Source organism: Streptomyces zaomyceticus (genome assembly GCF_014656215.1).
GTDB classification, from domain to species: Bacteria; Actinomycetota; Actinomycetes; order Streptomycetales; family Streptomycetaceae; genus Streptomyces; species Streptomyces zaomyceticus.
Genome location: NZ_BNBZ01000026.1, coordinates 1 through 17,416 on the forward strand (window position 1 = coordinate 1; position 17,416 = coordinate 17,416).

The following is a 17,416-nucleotide window of genomic DNA, read 5'->3' on the forward strand; positions in this document are numbered from 1 at the left end:
CCGATCGCGGGCATCGGCGTCGCCGGCGCCCCCTCGGGCGACCTCGACGAGAAGTTCGCCCAGGCCGGCGTCGCCGCCCTCGGCAAGTAACACGGCCCGCCCGTCGCCAGGGGGTGTCCGGAAAGTCCCGCCTGGCTCGCACGAGGAACACCGCCATGAACGCGCTCGAAGACACCCTCCTGGCGGCCGCCGCGCACGGTGACACCGTCGCCGTCCGCGCGGCCCTCGCCGCGGGCGCCCGGGTCGACGTCCGCGACCAACGCCGCCGCACACCGCTGCTCCGCGCCGCCCGGCACGACCACGTCGCCACCGCGCGCGTCCTCCTCGCCGCGGGCGCGGACCCGAACGCCCAGGACGACCGGTGCGACAGCCCCTGGCTGGTCACCGGCGTCACGGGCGGCGTCGCGATGATGCGGACCCTGCTCCCGGCCGGCCCCGACCTCCGGCTCACCGACCGCTACGGCGGAACGGTCCTGATCCCGGCGGCGGAGCGGGGGCACGTGGCCTATGTCCGCGCCGTCCTCGACGAGACCTCCGTCGACGTCGACCACGTCAACCGTCTGGGCTGGACGGCCCTCCTGGAGGCGGTGATCCTCGGCACGGGCGGCCGCGCCCACCAGGACGTCGTCGCCCTCCTCCTGGCGGCGGGCGCCGATCCCGAGCTCCCGGACCCGCACGGCCGCACGGCCCTGGACCACGCGGTCCGTCACGGCCTGACGGGGATCGCGGCCCTCCTCGAAGGCCGGCGCCTGTGCCATGCGGGTGGAACAGCCGGGACGGCCCGCACGGATCGGATGGACCACACAGACCGGATGGACCGCACGGACCGCACGGACCGCACGGACCGCACGGACCGCACGGACAGAACACGCCGTACAGGCCGAGCGAGCCGTACCGGGGCGTTCTGAACGGCCGTCACGCCTGCGCGAGCCCCCGGGCGATGACCAGGCGCTGGATCTGGTTGGTGCCCTCGAAGATCTGGGTGATCTTGGCTTCGCGCATATAGCGCTCGACCGGGAAGTCACGGGTGTAGCCGTAGCCGCCGAGGACCTGGACGGCGTCCGTCGTGACCTTCATCGCCGTGTCGGTGGCGATGAGCTTGGCCGCGCTGGCCTGCCGGCTGAAGGGACGGCCGAGGTCACGGCGGCGGGCCGCGTCCAGGTAGGTGGCGCGGGCCGCGTCGACGGCGGCGGCCATGTCGGCGAGGAGGAAGCCGAGGCCCTGGTGGTCGATGATCCGACGGCCGAAGGTGGTGCGCTCGTTGGCGTACGCCACGGCGGCGTCGAGGGCGGCCTGGGCGAGACCCGTGGCGCAGGCGGCGATGCCGAGACGGCCGCTGTCGAGCGCGCTGAAGGCGATCTGGAGGCCCTGGCCCTCGTCCCCGACGAGCCGGTCGGCGTCGAGGAGGGCGCCGTCCCAGTAGGCGGAGGTGGTGGGGACCGCCTGGAGGCCCATCTTGCGCTCGGGGGCGCCGAAGCTCAGGCCCTCGGTCGCGCCGGGGGCGAGGAAGCAGGAGATGCCGTGGCTGCCGGGCGCGGTACGGGCGAAGAGCGCGTAGAAGCCGGCCCTGCCTCCGTGGGTGATCCACGCCTTGGTGCCGGTGATCCGGTAGCCGCTGCCGTCGTCCTGCCGCTCGGCCTTGCAGGTGAGCGCGGCGGCGTCGGAGCCGGCCTGGGGCTCGGAGAGGCTGTAGCCGCCGATGGTCCGGCCCTCGAGCATCTCGGGCAGCCAGCGTTCCTTCTGTTCCGCGGTGCCGAAGGTGTGCAGGGGGTGGCAGGCGAGCGTGTGGACGCTGGTGGCGACGGCGACGGCCGCCCAGCGCGCGGCGAGCTCCTCCAGGACCTGGAGGTAGACCTCGTACGGCTGGCCTCCGCCGCCGAACTCCTCGGGATACGGCAGGCCGAGCAGCCCGGCCTCGCCGAGGGTGGCGAAGAGCCCTTCGGGATAGGTCTCGGTGGCCTCGTACTCGTCCGCCTTGGGAGAGAGCTCCTTGTCGGCGATCTCCCTGGTGAGGGCGATGAGGTCCGCTGCCTCGGGGGTGGGAAGCAGGCGGTCGACATCCATGGCGTCTCCATCGGCGCGCAAAGTGGTACTGCGGAAGGTACTGCAGTACCGCTTAGCGTAGCGCAGAAGGGTTTCGCCGTAACCCCCCGGAATCCCGGCCTGGAATACTGACCGGGTGATCGAGACCTCAGCCGCCGACGCCCCGAAGCTGACGGGCCGCGGCGCGGCGCGCCGCTCCGCCCTCTTCGAGGAGCTCGTCGCCCTCCTCGTCGGCGAGGGATTCGCCCGGCTGACGCTCGACGACCTGGCCGCTCGGCTGCACTGCTCGAAGCGGACCCTGTACGGCCTGGCGGGGAGCAAGGAGCAGCTGGTCCGGGCGGCCGTCGTGCACTTCTTCCGGCGTGCCACGGCCCGGGTGGAGGCGGTCCTCGCCGCCGCGACCGGCCCCGCCGAGCGGCTCGCCGCCTATCTGCGGGCGGTCTCGGCAGAGCTGGCCCCGGTCTCGCCGCAGTTCTTCGACGACGTGGCCGCGTTCGAGCCGGCGGCCGAGGTGTACGAGCGGAACACGCGCGCGGCGGCGGGCCGGGTCCAGCAGCTCATCGAGGAGGGGGTGCGGGCGGGTGTCTTCCGTGAGGTGCACGTGACCTTCGCGGCCGACGTGATCTCCTCGGTGATGGTCCGGATCCAGCGGCGCCAGGTGGCCTCGGCGACCGGTCTGGCCGACGCGGAGGCGTACGAGCAGCTCGCCGAACTCCTCCTGAGCGGCCTCCGCAAGGCCTGAGCGCCCGAGCGGGGGCGCCCCGGCGAGCCACGCAACGCGACCGCGTTCAGGTCCTGAAGGCTCGCCGCGCTTAATTCAGGGTGTGGCTTAAAGCTCAAGAGAAGAAGGCCCGCGCGTACCGGCGGAGGTATGTTGACCTCAGGACTACTTCGCCAGGGGGCCCAGTGACCATGCGGAACGGCCGCACCGTGCGTGACCTGCGACGCGAGAACCGCACCGCGGTCCTTCAGCGCCTCTACTTCGACGGGCCGCTGAGCCGTTTCTCGCTCGGCCCCGCCACCGGCCTCAGCTCCGGCTCGGTCAGCAACGTGGTCGCGGAGCTCGTCGCCGAGGGACTGGTCGAGGAGGCGGGCAGCGTCGACTCGGCCGGCGGCCGCCCCCGCACCCTGCTCCGGATCACCCCGGGCAGCGGCTGCATGATCGGCGTCGACGTCGGCGAGACGAGGGTCAGGATCGAGCTCTTCGACCTCACCCTCACCGAGCTCGCCCGCACCGAACGCCCGTTGGCGATCGACAGCCCGAACCCCCACGACCGGTACGAGGTCGGGGTCGTCGTCGGGCACGTGCGGGAGGGCGTCGCGGAGGTGCTGCGGACCGCCGGCGTGGCCGCCGAGCAGCTCCTCGGGGTCGGCATCGGCGTGCCCGGCATCGTCGCCCGTGACGCCGAGGACGGCGCGGTCGTGCACGGCCAGACCACCGGCTGGGACGCGGTGCCCCTGGAGCGGCTGCTCCGCGAGAGCGTGGACCTGCCGCCCTCGGTGCCGTACTGGATCGACAACGGCGCCAAGACCCTCGGCCAGGCCGAGATGTGGTTCGGCGCCGGGCGGGGCGCGCACAGCGCCGTCGTCGTCCTCTTCGGCTCGGGCGTGGGCGCCTGCGTGGTCACGGACCCGATGGGGCCCGGCCGGGCGATCGAGTGGGGACACCTGAAGGTGCGGGTCAGGGGCCGTCGGTGCCGCTGCGGCGCACAGGGCTGCCTGGAGGCGTACGCCGGCGCCGAGGCGCTCCTCGAGCGGTGGCGCGAGGCGGGCGGACGGCCCCCGGAGGGCACCGACGAGGAGACGGCGCTGACGGCGATGCTGACGGCCGCCTACCCGGCGGACGCGACGACGGATCCCGACGCGACGGCGCTCGCCGTCCTCGAGGAGACGGCCGAGTACCTGGGCGCCGGCTTCGCCGACCTCATCAACCTCTTCCAGCCCGAGCGCATCCTCGTCGGCGGCTGGGCGGGGCTCCAGCTCGGCGCCCCCTTCCTGGAGACGGTGAAGGGGTACGCCACGGAGTACGCCCTGAAGTACCCGGCGGCCCGGGTCCGCATCTCCCTCGGCACGCTGGGCCCCGACGCGGTCACGGTCGGGGCGGCGATCCTGCCGCTCGCGGACTTCTTCGCCCGGGGCGGGCGCCGGGCCGAGGCCGAGGCGGACGAGGAACAGCCGGCCTGGGCGTCGGCCGTACGGGGCAGGGGCGCGCCGCACTGACCCCGCGCCCGCTCCGGCCGGACTTCCGCTTCCGCGGGGGCGACGGAACCGCCGTCGCCTCCCGGGGACCGCACCGGCGCCGGGCCGGGGCCGTCAGGCGACGGAGCCTATGCGGCCGTCCGGTTGCCGGGGGCCGTCGTGGTGGATCGGGGTGTGGGCGCCGGTGAGCGAGGTGCCGGTGCCGCCCCGGCGGTTGGCGACGATCTCGGCGCCGATCGACAGGGCGGTCTCCTCGGGCGTACGGGCGCCCAGGTCGAGGCCGATCGGGGAGCGCAGCCGGGCCAGTTCGAGTTCGGTGACGCCGACCTCGCGGAGGCGCTTGTTGCGGTCCTCGTGGGTGCGGCGGGAGCCCATCGCGCCGATGTAGGCGACGGGGAGCCTGAGGGCCGCCTGGATGAGCGGCACGTCGAACTTCGCGTCGTGGGTCAGGACGCAGAGCACGGTGCGGCCGTCCACCTCGGTGGACGCCAGGTAGCGGTGGGGCCATTCGACGACGATCTCGTCGGCCTCGGGGAAGCGGGCCGGCGTCGCGAAGACGGGCCGCGCGTCGCAGACGGTGACGTGGTAGCCGAGGAACTTGCCGACCCGGACGAGGGCGGCGGCGAAGTCGATGGCACCGAAGACGATCATGCGGGGCGCGGGCACGGAGGACTCGACCAGAAGGGTGAGCGGCTGTCCGCAGCGGCTGCCGTCCTCGCCGATCTCGACGATGCCGGTACGGCCCGCGTCGAGCATCGCGCGGGCCTCGGCGGCGGCGGTGCGGTCCAGCTCAGGGTGACCGCCGAGCTTCCCCTCGTACGCGCCGTCGGGGCGGACCAGGAGCGCCCGGCCCATGAGGTCCTCGGGGCCGGAGACGATCCGGGCCAGGGCCGCGGCCTCCCCGGCGGAGGCGGCCGCGAGCGCGGCGGGGAAGACCCCGCCGCGGACCGGGGTGACGAGGATGTCGATGACACCGCCGCAGGTCAGACCGACCGCGAAGGCGTCCTCGTCGCTGTAGCCGAAGCGCTCGACGACGGTCTTCCCGTCCTCGATGGCCTGTTGGCACAGCTCGTAGACCGCACCCTCCACACATCCGCCGGAGACCGAGCCGATCGCCGTGCCGTCGCTGTCGACGGCGAGCGCGGCGCCCGGCTGCCGGGGCGCGCTCCCGCCGACCGCCACGACCGTGGCGACGGCGAACTCGCGTCCCTGCTCGACCCACCGCTGCAGCTCCTCGGCGATGTCCAGCATCTCGAACTCCTCGATACGTGTGTGGAGGGTGACGGTACGGGCGTCAGCTGACGCCCAGCCAGCTCTCGATCGGATGGATCGCGAAGAACACGATGAAGATCGCGGTCAGGCCCCACATGAAGGCGCCCACTTCGCGTGCCTTGCCCTGCGCCGTCTTGATGACGGTGTAGGAGATGACGCCGGCCGCGACACCCGTGGTGATGGTGTACGTGAAGGGCATCAGGACCACGGTGAGGAACACCGGGATCGCGACGGAGCGGTCGCTCCAGTCGACGTGCTTGGCGTTCTGCATCATCATCGCGCCGATGACGACCAGGGCGGCGGAGGCGACCTCGGCCGGGACGATCGCGGTGATCGGGGTGAAGAAGAGGCAGGCCGCGAAGAAGGCGCCCGTGACGACGGAGGACAGACCCGTACGGGCGCCCTCGCCGACGCCGGTGGCCGACTCGACGAAGACGGTCTGGCCGGAGCCGCCGACGCCGCCGCCGATGACACCGCCGGCACCGTCGATGAACAGCGCCTTGGAGAGGCCGGGCATCCGGCCCTGGGAGTCCGCGAGCTTGGCCTCGGAGCCGACGCCGATGATCGTGGCCATGGCGTCGAAGAAGCCGGCGAGCACCAGAGTGAAGATGATCATGGTGATCGTGATGTAGCCGACGTCGCCCCAGCCGCTGAAGGAGACCTCACCGATGAGTGAGAAGTCCGGCGTGGAGACGGCGCTGCCGTTGAGCTCCGGCGGGCCGGAGAACCAGGCCTTGGCCGGCAGGTCGCCGACGGCGTTCACGATGGCGGCGATGACCGTGCCCGCCACGATGCCGATCAGGATGGCGCCGGGCACGTTGCGGGCCTGGAGCGCGAAGATCAGCAGCAGGGTGAAGGCGAAGATCAGGACCGGCCAGCCGGCCAGCTCGCCGGCCGGGCCGAGGACGACCGGGCCACCGCCGGGAGAGGGGTTCTCGTGGACGAAGCCCGCCTTGACGAAGCCGATGAGCGCGATGAAGAGACCGATGCCGATGGTGATCGCGTGCTTGATCGCCAAGGGGATCGCGTTCATGATCATCTCACGGAGGCCGGTGACCACCAGGAGACAGATCACCACACCGTAGGCCACACACATGGCCATCGCCTGGGGCCAGGTCATGACGGCGATGACCTGCGAGGACAGCACGCCGGAGACGCTGAGACCGGCCGCCAGGGCGAGCGGGACCTTGCCCCAGAAGCCCATCAGCAGGGTGGTCACGGCGGCGGCGAGCGCGGTCGCGGTGATGAGTGCGGGCTGGCTGAGGACGTTGCCGTCCACATCCTTGCCGCCGAGGATCAGGGGGTTGAGCAGGAGAATGTACGCCATCGCCATGAAGGTGGTGACGCCGCCGCGGATCTCCGTCGCGACGGTGGATCCTCTCTCCGAGATGTGAAAGTACCGGTCGAGCCAAGAGCGGCCGGCGGGGACGTTCGAGCCGGAGCCCGCGTCCTCCGAAGCGGTCTTGGGCTCCACAGACGACTGGGTCATGGGGCCTACTCCCAAGGTTCAAAGGGGCACCCGCGTCAGACTTCGAAGGACTTCGATCTGGTGAAGAATGCGGGATTTGGGATGCTGCGTGGGCTGCACGACCCGGGGGACGGCCCGAGGCGAACGGAATGGATCGGTACTGCGGTACTGCGGGGCACTGCGGGTACTGCTGGTCCTGCGGGGCACTGCTGATGGTGCTGGTACTGCGGGGTACTGCTGGGGTGACTCCGGGCGGTACGGGCGGGGAAGTGTGACGTTCCGTGGGAGGCACGGACCGCCCGGAGAGTCCTACAGGGTGCCGGTGAGCGCCTCGGGGCGGACCGGCGTCTTGTTGAGCTCCAGGCCCGTCGCGGCCCGGATCGCCGCGAGGACGGCCGGGGTGGACGACAGGGTCGGGGCCTCACCGATGCCCCGCACGCCGTACGGCGCGTTGGGATCGGCCAGCTCGAGGTAGTCGACCGGGATGGTCGGCGTGTCGAGGATGGTCGGGATGAGGTAGTCCGTGAAGGAGGGGTTGCGCACCTTCGCGGTCTTCGGGTCGACGATGATCTCCTCCATCACCGCGACGCCCAGGCCCTGGGTGGTGCCACCCTGGATCTGGCCGACCACGGAGAGCGGGTTGAGCGCCTTGCCGACGTCCTGCGCGCAGGCCAGTTCGATGACCTTGACCAGGCCGAGCTCGGTGTCGACCTCCACCACCGCGCGGTGCGCGGCGAAGGCGTACTGGACGTGACCGTCGCCCTGGCCGGTGACGAGGTCGAAGGCCTGGGTGGGGCGGTGCCGCCACTCCTCCTCGACCTCCACGGCCTGGCCCTCGAGGACGTCCGCGAGGGTGGCGAGGACGTCGCCGCCGTCGGTGACGACCTTGCCGCCCTCCAGGAGGAGTTCGGCGTTGGCCCACGCCGGGTGGTACGAGCCGAACTTGCGCCGGCCGATCTCCAGGACCTTCTCGCGGACGATGCGGCAGGAGTTCTTGATGGCGCCGCCGGTCATGTACGTCTGACGGCCCGCGGAGGTCGAGCCGGCCGAGCCCACCTGGGTGTCGGCGGGGTGGATGGTGACCTGCTGGACACCGAGCTCGGTGCGGGCGATCTGCGCGTGGATGGTGACGCCGCCCTGGCCGACCTCCGCCATGGCGGTGTGGACCGTGGCGACGGCCTCGCCGTTGATGACCTCCATGCGGATCTTGGCGGTCGAGTAGTCGTCGAAGCCCTCGGAGAAGCCGACGTTCTTGATGCCGACGGCGTAGCCGACACCTCGGACGACACCCTCGCCGTGCGTGGTGTTGGAGAGGCCACCCGGAAGGGCGCGGACGTCCGCGGCCTCGCCGGCCGCGAGCCACTGCTGCTCCGGCGGCATCGGGCGGGCCTTGACGATACGCAGGAGCTCGGCGACCGGCGCCGGCGAGTCCACGACCTGGCCGGTCGGCATGATCGTGCCCTGCTCCATGGCGTTGAGCTGGCGCAGTTCCACCGGGTCCATGCCCAGCTTCGCCGCGAGCTTGTCCATCTGGGCCTCGTACGCGAAGCAGGCCTGGACGGCGCCGAAGCCGCGCATCGCGCCGCAGGGCGGGTTGTTGGTGTAGAGGCCGATCGCCTCGATCTCGACGTCCTCGATGACGTACGGGCCGACCGAGAGGGACGAGGCGTTGCCGACGACCGACGCCGTGGACGAGGCGTAGGCGCCGCCGTCGAGCACGATCTTGCACTTCATGTGCGTGAGCTTGCCGTCCTTGGTGGCACCGTGCTCGTACCAGAGCTTCGCCGGGTGCCGGTGGACGTGCCCGAAGAAGGACTCGTAGCGGTTGTAGACCATCTTGACCGGCTTGCCGGTCCGCAGCGCGAGGATGGACGCGAGGATCTGCATGGAGATGTCCTCGCGGCCGCCGAACGCGCCGCCGACGCCGGCCATGGTCATCCGGACCTTCTCCTCGGGCAGGCCGAGGCAGGGCGCGATCTGCTTGAGGTCCGAGTGCAGCCACTGGGTGGCGACGTAGAGGTCGACGCCGCCGTCCTCGGCCGGTACGGCGAGGCCGGACTCGGGGCCGAGGAAGGCCTGGTCCTGCATGCCGAAGGTGTACTCGCCGGTGACGATGACGTCGGCCCGCTTGGCGGCCTCGGTCGCGTTGCCGCGGATGATCGGCTGGCGGTGCACGATGTTCGGGTGCGGGACATGACCCGAGTGGTGGTCGTCGCGGCCCTCGTGGACCAGGATCGCGTCCGGAGCGGTGGCCGAGGCCTCGTCCGTGATGACCGGGAGCTCCCGGTACTCGATCTTGATCTTCGCGGCGGCGCGGCGGGCGGTCTCCGGGTGGTCGGCGGCCACGAGGGCGACCGGCTCACCGTGGTGACGGACCTTGCCGTAGGCGAGGACCGGGGTGTCCTGGAACTCCATGCCGTAGTTCTTCGCGGCCGGCAGGTCCTCGTGGGTCAGTACGGCGTAGACGCCGTCCATCACGAGGGCCTCCGTCGTGTCGATGGACACGATCTCGGCGTGCGCGACGGTGGACCGCAGGATCTGGCCCCACAGCATGTCCTCGTGCCACATGTCCGAGGAGTACGCGAACTCGCCGGTGACCTTGAGGGTGCCGTCGGGGCGGAGCGTGGACTCGCCGATGCCGCCCTTGACGTGGTTCTGCGTGACGTCGGTGGGCGTGCCCACCGGAACGGTGCGTGTGTTCTGAGCCATCGTCAGACCGCCTCTCCCTGACGCTCCTGGCGAGCGGCCGCGAGGCGGACCGCGTCGAGGATCTTCTCGTAACCGGTGCAGCGGCAAAGGTTGCCGGAGAGCGCCTCGCGGATGTCCGCGTCCGTCGGGGACGGGTTGCGCTCCAGCATCTCGTCGGCCGCGACCAGCAGACCGGGGGTGCAGAAGCCGCACTGGACGGCGCCGGCGTCGATGAACGCCTGCTGGATCGGGGAGAGTTCGACGCCCTCACCGGTCTGCGAGTCCTGGCCGGGCTTGGCTTCCCACTTCTTGGCGGCGTCGAGCGAGGTGCCGCAGGTGCCGGAGGCGCAACCGGCGTGCTCCGTACGCTCCTTGGCGAACTCCGCCAGACCCTCGACGGTGACGACCTCGCGGCCCTCGACCTGTCCGGCGGCGACCAGACAGGAACAGACCGGCACTCCGTCCAGGCGGACCGTGCAGGAACCGCATTCGCCCTGCTCGCAGGCGTTCTTGGAGCCGGGAAGCCCCAGCCGCTCACGCAGGACGTAGAGGAGGGACTCGCCCTCCCAGACGTCGTCGGCTTCCTGCGGACGTCCGTTGACCGTGAAATTGACGCGCATGGTTATGCAGCTCCCTCAAGCGTGCGGCCGGTGCCGCGGTACTGCTCCCAGGTCCAGCCGAGCTGGCGGCGGGCCATGATGCCGACGGCGTGGCGGCGGTACTTGGCGGTGCCTCGGACATCGTCGATCGGGTTGGCGGCGCCCGAGCAGAGGTCGGCGAACTGCTTCGCGATCGACGGGGTGATGATCTTGCCGTTGTCCCAGAAGCCGCCCTCCTCCAGTGCCGCGTTGAGGAAGGCCTCGGCCTCCTTGGCGCGGATCGGGGTGGGTGCGGCGGATCCGATGCCGGTACGCACGGTCCGGGTCTCCGGGTGCAGGGCCAGGCCGAAGGCGCAGACCGCGATGACCATCGCGTTGCGGGTGCCGACCTTGGAGTACTGCTGGGGGCCGTCCGCCTTCTTGATGTGGACGGTCTTGATGAGCTCGTCGGGCTGGAGCGCGTTGCGCTTCACACCCGTGTAGAACTCGTCGATCGGGATGAAGCGGTTTCCGCGCACCGATTCGACCTCGACCTCGGCGCCCGCGGCGAGCAGGGCCGGGTGGGCGTCGCCGGCGGGCGAGGCGGTGCCGAGGTTGCCCCCGACGCCGCCGCGGTTGCGGATCTGCGGGGAGGCGACGGTGTGCGAGGCGAGTGCCAGACCGGGCAGCTCGGTCCGCAGGTTCTCCATGATCTGGGTGTACGGAACGGCGGCGCCGAGGCGGACGTTCTCCTCGCCGACCTCCCACTCACGCAGCAGCTCGATGCGGTTCAGGTCCAGGAGGTACTCGGGCCGCCGGTGGTCGAAATTGATCTCGACCATGACGTCCGTGCCACCCGAAAGGGGCACGGCCGTGGGGTGCTCTGCCTTGGCGGCGAGCGCCTCCTCCCAGCTGGCGGGGCGAAGGAAGTCCATGGTGGCTCTCTTCTAGTGATTCTGGTGATCGGGGGGCGTGCGCAGGGTTCCGGGGGGACGGCCGGTCCTCGACTTCACGTTCATGTGCTGTTCACGCGGTGTGTGGCCTAGTACACAAGCCACGATCGCCCGGGTGCAGTCACCGAAAACATGAAGGAGTTGGCTGGGTCCCGTCGTCGTCTTGTAGATTCGAACGAAAGGCGGGGAACAGTCACCTCGCTGTTTTCCCCTGGAAACGGTGGCCACACGCCACCGTCGACAACGCGACAACCCCACCACCCACTGACGAAGGAACGGCGGCGACACGATGCGGCTGCGCGCACTGCTGGAGAACGACGCGCTCGGGCTGCGCCTGCTCGGCGGCGAGGACGAGCTGGACCGCACCGTCCGCGGCGTGATGACGACGGACCTCAAGGATCCCAGCCGGTATCTGTCCGGCGGCGAGCTGGTGCTCACCGGTCTGGCCTGGCTGCGGGAGCCGGCCGACGCCGAGCCCTTCGCCCGGATCCTGGCCTCGGCCGGGGTCGCCGCCCTGGCGGCGGGCGAGGCGGAGCTGGGCGACATCCCCGATGATCTCGTAGAGGCGTGTTCACGCCATCGGCTGCCCCTCTTCGCGGTGAACGAGACGGTTGCGTTCGCGACGATCACCGAGCACGTTGTTCGACAGGTCTCCGGCGAGCGGGCGGGCGACCTGGCGGCCGTCGTCGACCGGCACCGGCGGCTCATGACCTCGGGACCGGCGGGCGGCGGCCCCGAGGTGGTCCTCGATCTGCTGGGTTCGGACCTGGACCTGCGGGCCTGGGTCCTCTCCCCCACCGGCCGCCAGATCGCGGGCGCGGGCGAGCCCCTCCCGGCCCCGCTCGCCGCCACCCTGGCCGGCGAGCACCTGGCGGCCACCCGGACCGGCCGGCGGGGCCCGCACCGGCTGAGCACCGGTGGCACGGCGTACTCGCTGTTCCCGATCCGCAACACCGGCCGGGGTGCGGCCCCCGCCTCCCGGGACGTGCGCGAGACGGTCCTCTCGGACTGGCTGCTCGCCGTCGAGGCGGACGCCGGTGACTGGCCCGCCGCCCGGCTCGACCTGCTCCAGGGCGTCACCCAGCTGATCGCCGTCGAACGGGACCGGCGCGACGCCGCCCGTACGGTACGGCGCCGGCTCGCCCAGGAGGTCCTGGAGCTGGTGCAGACGGGTGCCGCGCCCGCCGAGATCGCGGCCAGGCTGCGGGTCGCCGCCCCGGTGCTGCTGCCCGGGCTCGGCACGGCCCCGCACTGGCAGGTGGTCGTGGCCAGGGTCGAATGGGAGCAGGAGGCCGGTCAGGGCACCGCCGTGGACGGCGGCCCGGTCGCCCAGGCGCTCCTGGAGGAGATCCTCGTCGACCCGGCGACCGTGGGCGCCGAGTCCGCCGACCGGATCGCGGTCGCCCACAGCGGCGACGAGGCCATCGCCCTGGTGCCGCTGGCGGCGGGGCCGCTGCCGGACAGCGAGGACGAGAGCCCGGCCCCCGCTCTCGGTCTGCACGCGGACGCGCTGCTCGCCGCCGTACGGGCCCCGCTCTCGGCCGGTCTGGCCGACGACGGGCGGCTCACCCTCGGTGTCAGCGCGGCCGTGCACTCGGCCGAGGGCCTGCGCGGGGCGCTGGAGGAGGCCCGGCACGCCCGCCGGGTCGCCGCCGCCCGGCCGGGCCGGGTCTGCGCCGCGGGCCACCACGAGCTGGCCTCCCACGTGCTGCTGCTGCCGTTCGTCCCGGACGACGTCCGGCGGGCCTTCACGGCCCGGCTGCTCGACCCGCTGCGCGACTACGACCGTCGTCACCGGGCGGAGCTGATCCCGACCCTGGAGGCCTTCCTCGACTGCGACGGCTCCTGGACCCGCTGTGCGACCCGGCTGCACCTGCACGTGAACACGCTGCGCTACCGGGTGGGCCGGATCGAGCAGCTCACCGGCCGTGATCTGTCCCGTCTGGAGGACAAGCTCGACTTCTTCCTCGCCCTGCGGATGAGCTGATCGAGCCCTGCGGACGAACTGATCGAGCGGTTCGGGATTCACCCTTTCGGTTGAGTCCGGTGGAGTGAGGTCCGGGCCGGTGGGGGCCTGTCCGCCGGGCCGGCCGACGGGCCCCGCCGGGGCCTGATCACGGGCCCCGGGGCGATCTGACGGCCTGTCGGACCCGGTCCGGGGAGCGGTGGCTCGATGCATCGGACACTTGTGAAATCTTTCACCTGACCCCTTGGCCAGGTACTGCCCTTCGTGCTGAGATGCGGTTCTCACTCAACAGCTCAATGGCGCGCTCGGGGAGGGCAATGTGGCGGACACCGCCATGTCTGGTTCCGAATCAAGGGGCGGAGAAGATCCGTCCCTCGCCTACGGCAAGGAGACTCCCGTGGAGACCGCCATATGGCGGCTCCGCTCCCGAGGTTGCTGGACGGACGCGGCGGCGCTGCTCGCGCCGCACGCGACGGAACCCGCCGCCGCACTCGAACGGGCCGCGCTGCTGATCGAGCGCTGCCTCTACACCGAACAGGGCTGGGCCGACGCGGAGGAGGCGCTCCGGGCGGCCGAGGCGGTGGCCGGAACGGACGAGGAACGCGGGGCCGCCGCCTGCGAACGCGGGTATCTGGCCTACGCGTCGACGCTGCTGGGGGTGCGCGACCGGGCCGACGAGGCACGGATGGCGCTCGGCCGGGCAGCGGCCCTGATCGCGCCCTCGGCCGAGGGCCGCCCCCTGCTCGACCTGCGGCGCGGGCTGATCGCACAGAACCTCGGCGACTCCCCGCAGGCGGCCCGCGCCGCGTACCGCAGGGCCCACGCGGGTGCCACCGCGCAGGGGGACTCGCTGCTGCTCTCCTCCACCTGGCGGCATCTGGCCGGACTCGCCCTGCGGGAAGGCGAGTTGGCGGAGGCCCGGCACGGTTTCGCGGAGTCGCTCCGCATCCGGGAGGAGCTCGGCTACCTGGTCGGTACGGCCCCGGCCCTCACCGCGCTCGCGACCACGGAGACGGAACCCGAGGCGGGCCGTCTGCGCGCCGAGGCCCGCCGCCTCTTCCGCCTTCTGGGCGGGGTGCCGACCTGGCTCGCGAGTCAGCTGATGCCCCGGCCCGCGACCTGAAGTCCCCTCCGAAGCAGGACCGGTGACGGTCTCTCAGTTCTCACGCCGAGGGGGGCGCTTCGGCACCAGACAGACCAGGCTCTCGTCGGTGCCGACGAGCAGGGAGCCGGCGCCGGTGACGGCGACCGCACGGACCGGGGGGCCCGGGCGGAACGAAAGCGTCCGGCCGCCCTCCGGGCGGTGGAGTTCGACGAGACCGTCGCCCCACGCCACCGCGACCAGCGGTCCGTGCGGGGTCTCCGTCGCGTGCAGGGCGACCACCGGCGAGGGGCGTTCGGCGAGGGGTTCGGGGCGCGGGTCACGGCCCGGGGTCCAGAGCCGGACCGTCCCGTCGACACCGCCGGAACAGACGAACGGGGTCTCGGAGTCCACCGCCGAGACCGCCGCCACCCGCCCGCTGTGCGAGGCCGCCTGGTGCAGCCCGCGCAGACCGAAGGCGTGTACGGAGCCGAGCCGGTCCCCCACCACCACCGAGCCGGCGATCGCCGCGAGGGCCGTACCGGGATGACGGGCGAGCGTCGCCGAGACGGCCTCCGTGAGGCGCTCCAGGTACGGGGCACGCGGCGCCGCCCCCCGTACCGTGTGCAGCCTTCCCCGGTCGTCCAGGAGCAGCACCGTTCCGTCGGGAGCGGGCGCGAGTGCGGTGACCCGGCCGGGAACGGTGTGGGCCAGGCGTCCCGCCGGGCTCGCGTCGGCCTCGTGCAGGAGCCGTACGGCGCCGGTGCGGTCGCCCACGAGGAGCGTTCCCTCCAGCGGCCCGCCCGCCGAACCCAGGACGGTGACGGGACCGGGCCAGGGCGGAGTGAGATCGCCCCGGTGCCGGGCCCACCAGAGCCGCCAGGGCGAGCCCTCCGCGAGTTCGGCGAGCGCGGGGCGCAGCCGGGGGTCGGCGCCGTCGCCGAGCGCCGAGAGCAGTACCAACGCCCTTTCTTCCGCGCCCTGTTCGCGGCAGAGCGATTGCCCTGCCCGCATCCAGGCGGCGCGCAGTCCGCCGTGGTCCTCGGCGGCGTTCTCGCCGGGACGGGAGGGCACCTCGGGTCCGTCGAGGGTGCCCGGCAGTCCGGCGGCGGCGGAGCCGGTGACATAGGCCGTGGTGACGAGCAGCGGGTCCGCCGTGCAGACGGCCACCGGGTCGGAGAGGTCCGGCAGCGGCCCCGGCGGCTCCGGGGCGGCGGGGCCGGCGGGTTCGGTGTCGCCGTCGAGGTCCACGACGGCGACCCGGCGGTCGGTGCGGCGCAGTGCGGCGGGGGCCGGGGTGCCGCTGCGGGCCTCGACCACGAGACGGACCCGGCCGACGCCCGCGAGCTCGGCGATGAGATCGGTGAGCGCGGCGGGCTCGGCGGCGGCGTGCAGATCGGTGAGGAGAAGGACGGCGCGGCCGGCGGGCCGGGCCTCACTGGTGGCGAGGGCGTGCACGAGGTCGCCGGGCGACCTGGCCACCACGCCGAGGCGGTCGGCGATCGTCCAGGTCGCGCCGAGGGCGCTCTGTCCGGCCAGTGGGACGAGTACCCGGGCGGTCCGGCGGCGCGGCCGGCCGGCCCGCGGGCCGTGCTTGGCGAACCAGCCGAGCAGCGCCGTCTTGCCGCTGCCGGGGGCTCCGGTGACGAGGCAGAGCCGGGGCGCCTCGGGATCGGTCAGCCAGCCGAGCAGGGCCGTGGCCTCGGCCTCCGTACCGGTGGCGGGTCGGCGTCCGTCCCATGCCGGGGACGGGGTCGCGGACGGCATGGGGACACCTCACGGGCAAACGCGGTGCGGGCGGCTGACGTCAACGACCTTAGTGGGCGCGGGCCCCGGGGACGCCCCGGTCGGCGGAGGCGGTCTCCCGGGAGCTTCCGCGAAGGTCCCGGGGCGGCTCGGAGATCGGGGTCGCCGCGCGCCGCGCGGACCCGGGGCCGGCCGGGCGCGACCCGGGCGGCGCCCTCCGCCCGCTCGGGTCCGAACCGGTAGGTGCGCCTGCGGGACCCCACGAGCGGCCGGCATGGTCGGCGACCCCGGCGGGCCGCGCGGGTCAGGCGTTCGAGCCGGTGAAGTGTTCCCGGACGAGGGCTTCGACGACCGTGAGGTCCTGGACGATCAGGGCGTCGAGCAGGGCGGTGTGCTCCGCGGCGTCGGCGACGAGCACACCGTGGCGCACGGTGGGGGCGCTGATCAGGGGCCACTGGGAGCGCCGGTGGAGATCGTCGGCGACGGCGAGCAGCTGCTGGTTGCCCGCGAGGGAGAGGACGGCCCGGTGGAAGGCCCGGTCGGCCTCGGCGTAGTGGGCGCGGTCGCCCCGGGCGGCGGCGGTCGAGGTCGCCTCGGCGAGCGGGCGGAGCTCGGCCCACCGGGCCGCCGGGACGGTGCGGGCGAGCCGCAGCATGACGGGGACCTCGATGAGTGCGCGGACCTCGGCGAGTTCGGCGAGTTCGCGCGCGGTGCGCTCGACGACGCGGAAGCCGCGGTTCGGCACGACCTCGACGGCGCCTTCGACGGCGAGGCGCTGCATGGCCTCGCGGACGGGCGTGGCCGAGACGCCGAAGCGCTCGCCGAGGGCGGGCGCGGAGTACACCTCGCCGGGGACGAGCTCGCCGCCGACGAGGGCGGCACGGAGGGCGTCGAGGATCTGGCTGCGGACGGAGTGCCGCACGACCCGGGAGGCGGGGGCGGCGGTTTCGCCGTGGGTGTGCTCGCCGCGGGCGTCCTCGGCCCGTCGGACCGGGGCGGTGCCGAAGCTGCCGGTGGCCGGGTCGGTGCCGAAGGCGCCGGTGGCGGGGGCGGTGCCGAAGGCGCCGGTGGCCGGGGGCCGCTCGGCGCCACGGGTCCGGTGGGCGCCGCGGACCGGATCGCCGTCGCCGTCGTCGGCGCGTGCCGGGCCGTCGATGGGCCCGGGATCCCGCGGCGGGGACCCCGCGCCACGGGCCTGCTCCGGGACGCGGGCGGCGTCGCCGAACGGCGGGGACGGCCTCTCCGTCGCCCGCTCGCGCGCTGCGCCCTGCTCCACCCGGGTCCTCCTGCGGCCTTGTGCCGGGCCCGGCTCGCATCACCCGGGTCCTCTGTGCACCATAGGCGAACACACCGACATCAAAGGTGCCGGGGCCGCCCCCTCCGTGGCGGCCGTCGGCCCGGTGGTGAGAGGCGACCCCGAAT

The 17,416-nt window shown here is 73.1% G+C and carries 12 protein-coding genes and 2 pseudogenes; 6 read left to right on the forward strand and 8 right to left on the reverse strand.

All coding sequences use genetic code 11. The features are described from left to right. Nucleotides 1–90 (forward strand): annotated as a pseudogene (locus IE311_RS27495) (heme-binding protein); the annotation flags it as partial. 65 nt (nt 91–155) lie between these two features. Further along, nucleotides 156–737 (forward strand): annotated as a pseudogene (locus tag IE311_RS27500) (ankyrin repeat domain-containing protein); the annotation flags it as partial. Nucleotides 738–915: 178 nt separating this feature from the next. On the opposite strand, the gene IE311_RS27505 reads toward IE311_RS27500, so the two are convergent. Further along, nucleotides 916–2,064, reverse strand: a complete 1,149-nt coding sequence (locus IE311_RS27505) for an acyl-CoA dehydrogenase family protein (RefSeq protein ID WP_189834525.1) — start codon at nt 2,062–2,064, stop codon at nt 916–918. A gap of 115 nt (nt 2,065–2,179) precedes the next feature. On the opposite strand from IE311_RS27505, the gene IE311_RS27510 reads away from it, so the two are divergent. Both IE311_RS27510 and IE311_RS27515 read left to right on the forward strand, forming a co-directional pair. Beyond that, nucleotides 2,180–2,785, forward strand: a complete 606-nt coding sequence (locus IE311_RS27510; RefSeq protein ID WP_189834526.1) for a TetR/AcrR family transcriptional regulator — start codon at nt 2,180–2,182, stop codon at nt 2,783–2,785. A gap of 164 nt (nt 2,786–2,949) precedes the next feature. Next, nucleotides 2,950–4,263: an ROK family transcriptional regulator gene (locus IE311_RS27515; RefSeq protein ID WP_229902199.1), complete on the forward strand. Its 1,314-nt coding sequence runs from the start codon at nt 2,950–2,952 to the stop codon at nt 4,261–4,263. Between the two features lie 93 nt (nt 4,264–4,356). On the opposite strand, the gene IE311_RS27520 is transcribed toward IE311_RS27515, so the two are convergent. The 5 genes from IE311_RS27520 to IE311_RS27540 all read right to left on the reverse strand — a co-directional run bounded on the left by IE311_RS27520 (nt 4,357) and on the right by IE311_RS27540 (nt 11,183). Next, a complete protein-coding gene (locus IE311_RS27520; protein ID WP_189834527.1) occupies nt 4,357–5,493 on the reverse strand; it encodes an XdhC family protein in 1,137 nt (378 codons plus the stop codon). 43 nt (nt 5,494–5,536) lie between these two features. Beyond that, nucleotides 5,537–7,003 (reverse strand): NCS2 family permease, encoded by a 1,467-nt coding sequence (locus tag IE311_RS27525; RefSeq protein WP_073906836.1) that lies wholly within the window; start codon nt 7,001–7,003, stop codon nt 5,537–5,539. Between the two features lie 288 nt (nt 7,004–7,291). Further along, a complete protein-coding gene (locus IE311_RS27530) occupies nt 7,292–9,691 on the reverse strand; it encodes a xanthine dehydrogenase family protein molybdopterin-binding subunit (protein ID WP_189834528.1) in 2,400 nt (799 codons plus the stop codon). Between the two features lie 2 nt (nt 9,692–9,693). After that, a complete protein-coding gene (locus IE311_RS27535) occupies nt 9,694–10,290 on the reverse strand; it encodes a (2Fe-2S)-binding protein (protein ID WP_189834529.1) in 597 nt (198 codons plus the stop codon). Nucleotides 10,291–10,292: 2 nt separating this feature from the next. Further along, complete coding sequence (locus IE311_RS27540; RefSeq protein ID WP_189834530.1) at nt 10,293–11,183, reverse strand: FAD binding domain-containing protein; 891 nt, start codon at nt 11,181–11,183, stop codon at nt 10,293–10,295. A gap of 307 nt (nt 11,184–11,490) precedes the next feature. Between IE311_RS27540 and IE311_RS27545 the strand changes: the two genes are divergently transcribed. Together IE311_RS27545 and IE311_RS27550 are read left to right on the forward strand one after the other, a co-directional pair. Continuing rightward, nucleotides 11,491–13,188 carry a PucR family transcriptional regulator gene (locus tag IE311_RS27545; protein WP_189834531.1) on the forward strand — a complete coding sequence of 566 codons (1,698 nt, stop codon included), beginning with the start codon at nt 11,491–11,493 and terminating at the stop codon, nt 13,186–13,188. Nucleotides 13,189–13,501: 313 nt separating this feature from the next. Then, complete coding sequence (locus tag IE311_RS27550) at nt 13,502–14,290, forward strand: hypothetical protein (RefSeq protein WP_189834532.1); 789 nt, start codon at nt 13,502–13,504, stop codon at nt 14,288–14,290. A gap of 33 nt (nt 14,291–14,323) precedes the next feature. Here IE311_RS27550 and IE311_RS27555 read toward each other — a convergent pair whose 3' ends face one another. Together IE311_RS27555 and IE311_RS27560 are read right to left on the reverse strand one after the other, a co-directional pair. After that, nucleotides 14,324–16,015 (reverse strand): WD40 repeat domain-containing protein, encoded by a 1,692-nt coding sequence (locus IE311_RS27555; protein ID WP_189834533.1) that lies wholly within the window; start codon nt 16,013–16,015, stop codon nt 14,324–14,326. A 283-nt stretch (nt 16,016–16,298) separates the two neighbouring features. Further along, on the reverse strand, nt 16,299–17,270 hold the full coding sequence (locus IE311_RS27560) for a GntR family transcriptional regulator (protein ID WP_229902200.1): 972 nt from the start codon (nt 17,268–17,270) through the stop codon (nt 16,299–16,301). Nucleotides 17,271–17,416 lie beyond the last annotated feature (146 nt).